The organism is Deinococcus rhizophilus (genome assembly GCF_030271215.1).
Classification (GTDB): Bacteria; Deinococcota; Deinococci; order Deinococcales; family Deinococcaceae; genus Deinococcus; species Deinococcus rhizophilus.
In genome coordinates this window covers 1-6,856 of sequence record NZ_JASNGB010000165.1, presented here as the reverse complement: position 1 = coordinate 6,856, position 6,856 = coordinate 1, and the positions used below count along the sequence as shown (strand labels likewise).

The window sequence follows — 6,856 nt, the reverse complement described above, 5'->3', positions numbered from 1 at the left end:
GACTTTCTCGACCGGGTGACGCGGCTGGGACCCCCGCCGCAACTGCTCTACATGACCTGTGGGAACACCAGCACCGGGTTCCTGAAAGACGTGTTCACCCGGGTGTTCTCTGAAGCCCACCGCCTGCTGGCGCAAGGCGAACCCGTGGTGGAGATCGGGGACCGGTAGGTGTCGCTGAGTACTCGCGAGGCTGACTGTTCTGTTTCAAAGTGCCTGGTCAAGAGGCCAGCCCGAGTGATCAGAGTGAAAAAGATGGAACACGGCAGCACCGACAAATCTGTCTAGGCAGGGACCGGAGAAGATCGCTTTGCGCAGATGACCGGACAGAGCGGGCTGGAACCGCCGGAACTGGAACACTGGTAGACCCGGCTCGGCGACTTCTGGGCACAACTGGATGTTGGGGGGCAGTGAGGTGGGCCGCCTTGTGGAGCTGACCAGGGGCGTACGCCCACCAGGTGCCTCTGGTGGTGCTGCGGCCAGTCCGCGGCGTTCAGGGCCCGGCCGTCCTGTTGCGTCCTGTAGGTTCAGACCCGACCGTCTGCCTCCCGTCCACGAATGGCGCCCGGGCGAGAGGCAGGGCCCGCCGTGCTGGTGCTCTGGCGAGCCCTGCCAGCCCAGCGGCACAATGGCGGCATGACCGTCGCACCACACGTGCAGGGCGAGGGGCTCTACCAGCAGATCGTGCGGGAGCTGATCGGCCTCGAGGCCGAGGCTGCCGAGCGGTTGGTCGTGGAGGGTGAGGGTCTGCCGCTCCTGATCGTGGCAGCCGTGCGACAGCACCTGAAGCCGCTCCTGGGAGAGGGCCAGCTTCCCGCCTTCCTCCGCGGGCGGCGCGGGACGGTCGACGTCCGGATGCTGGACGACCTCCTCGCCCTGGGTCGCCTCTACGCCGACGTGCGGCCCGTCCTGGACGCGGAAGACGCCGCCCGCTGGCTGAGCCGTCCCAACCGTCACCTGGAGGCCCGAAGCCCGCTGGACCTGCTGGTCAGCCGCGTGGGGGAGCGCCGGGTCCGGGCGTACCTGGAGGGGCGGCTCTCCGGGAACTACGGGTGAGGGTGGACCCCGGCGGGGGACGTCGCCGGGCACGACCTCGTGGGGGACGCGATGAACAGGCAGGCGCCCCGGGGCAGACGGTCCCGGCGGACCGCCTTGACCGCTGTCCCCATCCCCCTCACGCTGGGGCATGACCCGACGCTGGCCCTCCCGCGAGGAGTTGTACGACCTGGTGTGGTCCAAGCCGGCCGAAGAGGTGGCGGCCGACCTCGGCATCACGGGCACAGCCCTGACCAAGGTCTGCGCGCGGCGCAACATCCCCAAGCCGCCCCGCGGCTACTGGGCCCGGCTGCGGGCGGGACAGCCGGTGAAACGGACCCCCCTGCCGAAGAGCGAGACGCCGACGAAGAAGGCCAAGGCGGAGCGGCCCGCCTTTGTGCCACCACCTGTGACGCAAACGTCCCCCCGTCCCCAGGTGGTGCAGCGCACTGAGCGGGCCTATGAGGGGGCGGACACCGACGTGTGGGGCCGCCTCGTTCCCCGCTGGACCGGCACGACGGAGTACTTGGACCTGATGGTCTCCCGGGACGCCCTGCCGCGGGCCTTGCAGGTCATGTCGCGGCTGATTGAGGAGGCTCGCGCCGCAGGGATGACCGTCACGGCGCAGCACCGCTCGACCTTCCTCGAGGTGGGGGGCGAGCAGGTCCGGCTGCGCCTCAAGGAGCAGGTCCGGTCGCAGGAGGGGCTGCCCCTGTTGCCCGCCCGCTCCACCTGGGACACGCCCTCACGGCAGAAGGCGCAGGGAACGGGGAAACTGAGCCTGCTGGTGCTGGACCCCACGGGGGACGTGCCCACGGCCTCCTGGTGCGACGGACCCCTCCCACTGGAAGACCAGATGTCCGGGATCATCGGCGCGTTCCGGGCGGTGCCGGGGCGGGCCGAACAGCGGCGGCAGGCCCAGGCGGCGGAGGCGGAGCGCCGCCGGCAGCAGGAGCTGGAGACCCAGCGGCTGCGGATAATCGAGGCGCAGCGGCAGGTGGAACTCCGGCGGCGACGCGAGGAGGAGCAGGCCTGCCGGGAGACGCTGCTGGCCCACGCCCGGCGCTGGGAGGAGGGTCAGCGGCTGCGGGCCTATCTCGACTGGGTGCGGACCCAACTTCAGGGCTCCCCTGACGCCGGGACCGAGGCGTTCCGGGCCTGGCTGGCCTGGGCCGAGCGGGAACTCCTCGCGCTCGACCCCGTTCGCAGCAGGGAGCTGAGGGCCCTGACCGTCCGGGTGCAACGGATGACCGGGTGGCTGCCCCTCGGGGAGGTGATCCCCGACTCACGGCGCTGAGGGAGAGGACCTGTGGGCCTGCCGTTCCCCATGGACCAGCGGTACATCCACCGAAGCTGTCTCCGGCGTGGGTTGGTGGGCGGGCACCGGCGTCTCCCGCTTTCTGGTGCTCACGAAGAGACTGTCCGGCAGCACAACTGCCCCGAAGGGCCGGTGCGGCAGGTCGTCGCGCCTACCCGCTCACCTCCCCCACGTCGACCACTTGAGGTGGCTGGCTCACCTGGTAGCGCACGTCGCACACGGCGGCGTTGAGGTACTGCACGCCGCCGCGCTCCTCCCGGCCGTACCCCTCGTGGATGTGCCCGAACACGTGGACCCGGGGGCGCCGACGCTCAATCATTCGGCCCAGGTGCGGACATCCGACGGCCTGACCCTCCGGCAGCACGCGGTCGAGGATGCCCCGGGGCGGGCCGTGCGTGACCAGCACGTCCACACCCGCCGGAACCCGGGTCCAGTGCTGCGCCAACTCCTTGTCGGTGCGGTTGAAGGCCCAGCCCATGAACTCGGGCGTCACGGGACTGCCCCAGAACCGCACGCCGTCCAGCTCCACCCCCGAGTCGCTGAGGTAAGTGACGTTGTCTGGGATCAGCCCCTCGGCGAGGTGGGGCGTGCGCTCGAACGCGACGTCGTGGTTGCCCGCGATCATCACGCGGTGCCGGAAGTCGCCGACCCGGCCGAACCAGCTCAGGAAGCGGCCGATCTCGTCGAGCCGCCCGCGACCGCTCACGTCCCCGGCGTGCAGCAGGACGTCGCCGGGCGGGAGACGGACCTGGTCGTGCAGGCCGTGGGTGTCAGAGAGGCAGACCAGCCTCATGGGCAGGTGTCCCCGGCGAGGCCGTGCGCCGCGTGCCGCTGGTGAGCCCGCACCCCTCCGAATGGCTCGTTTCCTGCTCCCCCGATGCGGCCGCGGTTCGGCCCCACGCTGCTTTGCTGGCCCTGCTTCACCGCCCCAGCGTAGCCGCTGGGTGACGGCGGGGTTGCCAGATATGCGGGTCCGGTCACTGCCCCCGGAGTTCAGGACGGACGTGCGCCACCCAGCCCCGTCCAGCGCCATGAGCACGCCCGGGTGCGCGGTCCGGTGCCGTCAGAGCAGGGCCAGCTCCTGGTCGAGGTCGATCAAGGCTTGCAACGCAGCCCGCTGCCACACCCCGTCGCGCACCATGCGGACGATGAGCGCCGCGATGTTCCAGGCATCGTCCGCCCCCCGGTGGTGGGTCCCCTCCAGGGGCAACCCCGCGTGCCTCAGCGCCCGGGCCATCCCCGCCCGCTTCAGCCCGTACCCGGCCGCGTACACCCCCTTGGCATTGGTATGACCCGCGCCGAACGGGGAGGGGACTTCTTCCCCGCACTGCCGCTCGAACTGCCGGCGGTCGTGGTCGCCCCAGCTCGCCCACGGGCGGGAGGCACTGTCGAAGTCGCGCCGCAGGACCTCGCAGGCCTCCCGGAAGGGCAGACCCGTCGCCACCTCTTCGGGCGTGAGGCCGGTCAGCCCCGTGCAGAACGCGCTGACCTCGGAGTGCTCCGGGCGCACGAGCAGGCTCCGTTTCTCCACCCGCTCCAGCGTCCCCAGGTTGAGGACGCACACGCCGATCTCGATGATCTCGCTGTGCTGCTCGGGCGGGGGCTCACCCGGCCAGCAGGTAGCTTCCACGTCGATGACGTTGAGTAAGGGCATCAGCTGTNAGGTTGAGGACGCACACGCCGATCTCGATGATCTCGCTGTGCTGCTCGGGCGGGGGCTCACCCGGCCAGCAGGTAGCTTCCACGTCGATGACGTTGAGTAAGGGCATCAGCTGTACTCCTCCCCGGTCTCCTTCTTCGCGTAGGCGTCCGAGATCAGCTTCAGGCTCAGGTCGCGTCCGTCCGCCGTGAGGCGTGGGACGAGCGGCGTCACCACAATCCCCTCGCGGATGTGCAGTCCCTGGCCCGAGACGGTCTCCAGACCGTTGCGCAACTCCCGCAGCGTTGCCACGTCGAACGGTCCCTCGTACAGCAGCGGAACACTCTGCTCCACGAACCACATCGGCCACTCGGCACGGGGCAGCACCCGGCCCTCGTGAACGAGCTTGAACACGAACCCCGTCGGCTGGCGCTCCCCGTAGGTGAAGCCCTTCTGCACCGGGACGACCTCCCCGAACACCTGCACCTCGCCACCCGGGAAGGCCGCGTCCGCCGCCTCGAACAGCCCGACCCTGCGGGCGGCCTGCCAGTACACGTTGCCGCTGTTCTCCCTGAGGGTGAGGCGGTTGCGGGAGAGTCCCTTGCTGGTGACCAGCCACGCGCCTGCCGCCGTGCGGAAGTACACGCCCTGCGAGCCGTGAAGCTTCTCGTGGGCGAGGACGGGCTCCCCCGCCTGGAACTCCCCGGCGTAGATGCCGAACTGCTCGACGTCGTGATGGGTGTAGTGTCCCACCGGGGGAAGGGGGGCGACTTCCCCCGCCATGTGGACCGGGACGGGTGGTTCCCAGAAGGTGATGCCCAGATGCGGGGAGAGGTCCTCACCGAAGGGGAGGTTCTCCAGTCCCTCGCCGGGCAGGATCACGCCCTGCGAGAGTTCGCCGCGTAGGCGCACCGGGCCGACCCGGTTCTTGTCCGGGCCATGCAGGTACGAGGCGCCCGTATCAGCGTTGACGTAGCGCTCTGCCAGATGGGGAGGTAGGACGGCGCGCTCGGGGGCGATGATGATGGGGTCGCCCTCCCGGAACTCCCCCTTGCGCACCACCNTCCCCCGCCATGTGGACCGGGACGGGTGGTTCCCAGAAGGTGATGCCCAGATGCGGGGAGAGGTCCTCACCGAAGGGGAGGTTCTCCAGTCCCTCGCCGGGCAGGATCACGCCCTGCGAGAGTTCGCCGCGTAGGCGCACCGGGCCGACCCGGTTCTTGTCCGGGCCATGCAGGTACGAGGCGCCCGTATCAGCGTTGACGTAGCGCTCTGCCAGATGGGGGGGCAGGAGGGCGCGCTCGGGGGCGATGATGATGGGGTCGCCCTCCCGGAACTCCCCCTTGCGGACGACGAGTTGGAAGGCGCCGACCTTGCACAGTTCCAGGCGATCGGCGTTCGGGTGGGGNGTTCTCCAGTCCCTCGCCGGGCAGGATCACGCCCTGCGAGAGTTCGCCGCGTAGGCGCACCGGGCCGACCCGGTTCTTGTCCGGGCCATGCAGGTACGAGGCGCCCGTATCAGCGTTGACGTAGCGCTCTGCCAGATGGGGGGGCAGGAGGGCGCGCTCGGGGGCGATGATGATGGGGTCGCCCTCCCGGAACTCCCCCTTGCGGACGACGAGTTGGAAGGCGCCGACCTTGCACAGTTCCAGGCGATCGGCGTTCGGGTGGGGGAAGAGGCGGGCCCGCTCTTTGATGACTTGACGTTCGGCCATAAGCGTTCTCCAATGGGCAGCNGTGGGGGAAGAGGCGGGCACGCTCCTTGATGACTTGACGTTCGGCCATAAGTATTCTCCGATGGGGCACACTCCGGGCTGCCGCAGCGGAGAGTACGGGAGGACGGAGGCTGAGACATCGGCCGTCGCGCCCATACGGGTCTACGCGAGGTGGCGCAGGGGACAGATACGAAAAACGCCCCTCACGGGGCGTTCTCAGGTACTGAAGTTCTGACTCATGGCGTGGGCGTAGCGCAGCAACCCGTCGCCCCACCCACCGAGGATGAAGGTGCCGCGGTACGTCTCGGGCACGATGGTGTCCGCGTAGCCTGCCACCTGCACCAGGTACACCAACACCCGCGGATTGACCTGTTCCCGGTAGGCGCGGATCAACTTGGGCACGTCGACGTAATGCCCGCCCCCCGGCCAGATGTACTCGCGGTACGCACCCGGGTTGGTGCCGTACAGACCACCGTGCCCCGCTTGCATGTCGCTGTACACGAACACGTGATCCCAGTGTTCCCGGTCGCGAATCGCCTGGTCCCAGAACAGCCAGATGCCGTTCTCCGTGCCCATCCCGATGTTCTTGGCGAGCCGCTCAGCCCGCTCCAGGTTAGGCACGACTTTCCCCTCGACCCGGAACGTTTCCAGGCGGTCGCCGAACACGCCGACATGGCCCTCATCTGCGCGGCGGGCCGTGAGCACGGCGCTGAGGTTGGCGATGGTGCTGACCTGCATGCGGCCCATGCTCGACGTCGCCGTCCCCTGTGCACTCCCGCTGTTGTCGCACAGGCTCATCACCCGGCCAGTGAAACGGGGCAACTCACCCAGGCTGACTTCCAGAGCGTCCTCGATAGCACTCAGGACAGACTGAGGAGCTTTCACCTCCTGCACCGCACGGTAGGCGCTGTAGTAGTGGAAGGGGAGCTGCTTGCCCTTCGCCGCTCCCTCCACCAGCTTGCCGGTGAAGAGTTCGGGCGCCACGCCATGCTTGAGCAGGTTGCGAAGGTTGCGCAGCAGGGCCATGTGACCCATCACGTTCACCGCCTCTTCCCACTGGGCCTTCCCACTGCCCTGCGCACTGATCAGGCTCTCCCAGGTCTCGCCGTCCAGCTTCAGCTCGCCCCGCATGAGCTGATCAATCGCCGGGCT

Annotated in this window: 6 protein-coding genes and 2 pseudogenes; 2 read left to right on the top strand and 6 right to left on the bottom strand. The window is 69.2% G+C overall.

Features of this window, described 5'->3' with window-relative positions:
* The first annotated feature begins 633 nt into the window (after positions 1–633).
* Entirely contained in the window at positions 634–1,053 is a 420-nt protein-coding gene (locus QOL99_RS13815; protein WP_285524666.1) for an MbcA/ParS/Xre antitoxin family protein, read from the top strand.
* Positions 1,054–1,183: 130 nt separating this feature from the next.
* Complete coding sequence (locus QOL99_RS13810; protein WP_285524664.1) at positions 1,184–2,329, top strand: hypothetical protein; 1,146 nt, start codon at positions 1,184–1,186, stop codon at positions 2,327–2,329.
* A 172-nt stretch (positions 2,330–2,501) separates the two neighbouring features.
* Here the strand turns inward: QOL99_RS13810 and QOL99_RS13805 are convergent, their stop codons facing one another.
* The 6 genes and pseudogenes from QOL99_RS13805 to QOL99_RS13785 all read right to left on the bottom strand — a co-directional run.
* Complete coding sequence (locus QOL99_RS13805; RefSeq protein WP_285524662.1) at positions 2,502–3,143, bottom strand: metallophosphatase domain-containing protein; 642 nt, start codon at positions 3,141–3,143, stop codon at positions 2,502–2,504.
* Between the two features lie 270 nt (positions 3,144–3,413).
* Positions 3,414–4,004, bottom strand: coding sequence for a 3'-5' exonuclease (locus QOL99_RS13800; RefSeq protein ID WP_285524660.1), 591 nt, complete (start codon positions 4,002–4,004; stop codon positions 3,414–3,416).
* Between the two features lie 114 nt (positions 4,005–4,118).
* Positions 4,119–5,051: an RNA ligase (ATP) gene (locus QOL99_RS13795; RefSeq protein ID WP_285524658.1), complete on the bottom strand. Its 933-nt coding sequence runs from the start codon at positions 5,049–5,051 to the stop codon at positions 4,119–4,121.
* A pseudogene (locus tag QOL99_RS13790) lies at positions 4,951–5,388 on the bottom strand (hypothetical protein); the annotation flags it as partial. The gene QOL99_RS13795 and the pseudogene QOL99_RS13790, both read right to left, overlap by 101 nt.
* Before the next feature lie 40 nt (positions 5,389–5,428).
* Positions 5,429–5,704: pseudogene (locus tag QOL99_RS17770) on the bottom strand (RNA ligase (ATP)); the annotation flags it as partial.
* Between the two features lie 216 nt (positions 5,705–5,920).
* Positions 5,921–6,856, bottom strand: a 936-nt coding sequence (locus QOL99_RS13785) for a TROVE domain-containing protein (protein ID WP_285524656.1), incomplete at its 5' end; no start/stop codon positions are given.

Coding starts and splice junctions, on each gene's coding strand:
- QOL99_RS13805 (WP_285524662.1), bottom strand. CDS start 3,143: ATGAGGCTGGTCTGCCTCTCTGACACCCACGGCCTGCACGACCAGGTC.
- QOL99_RS13810 (WP_285524664.1), top strand. CDS start 1,184: ATGACCCGACGCTGGCCCTCCCGCGAGGAGTTGTACGACCTGGTGTGG.
- QOL99_RS13815 (WP_285524666.1), top strand. CDS start 634: ATGACCGTCGCACCACACGTGCAGGGCGAGGGGCTCTACCAGCAGATC.
- QOL99_RS13800 (WP_285524660.1), bottom strand. CDS start 4,004: ATGCCCTTACTCAACGTCATCGACGTGGAAGCTACCTGCTGGCCGGGT.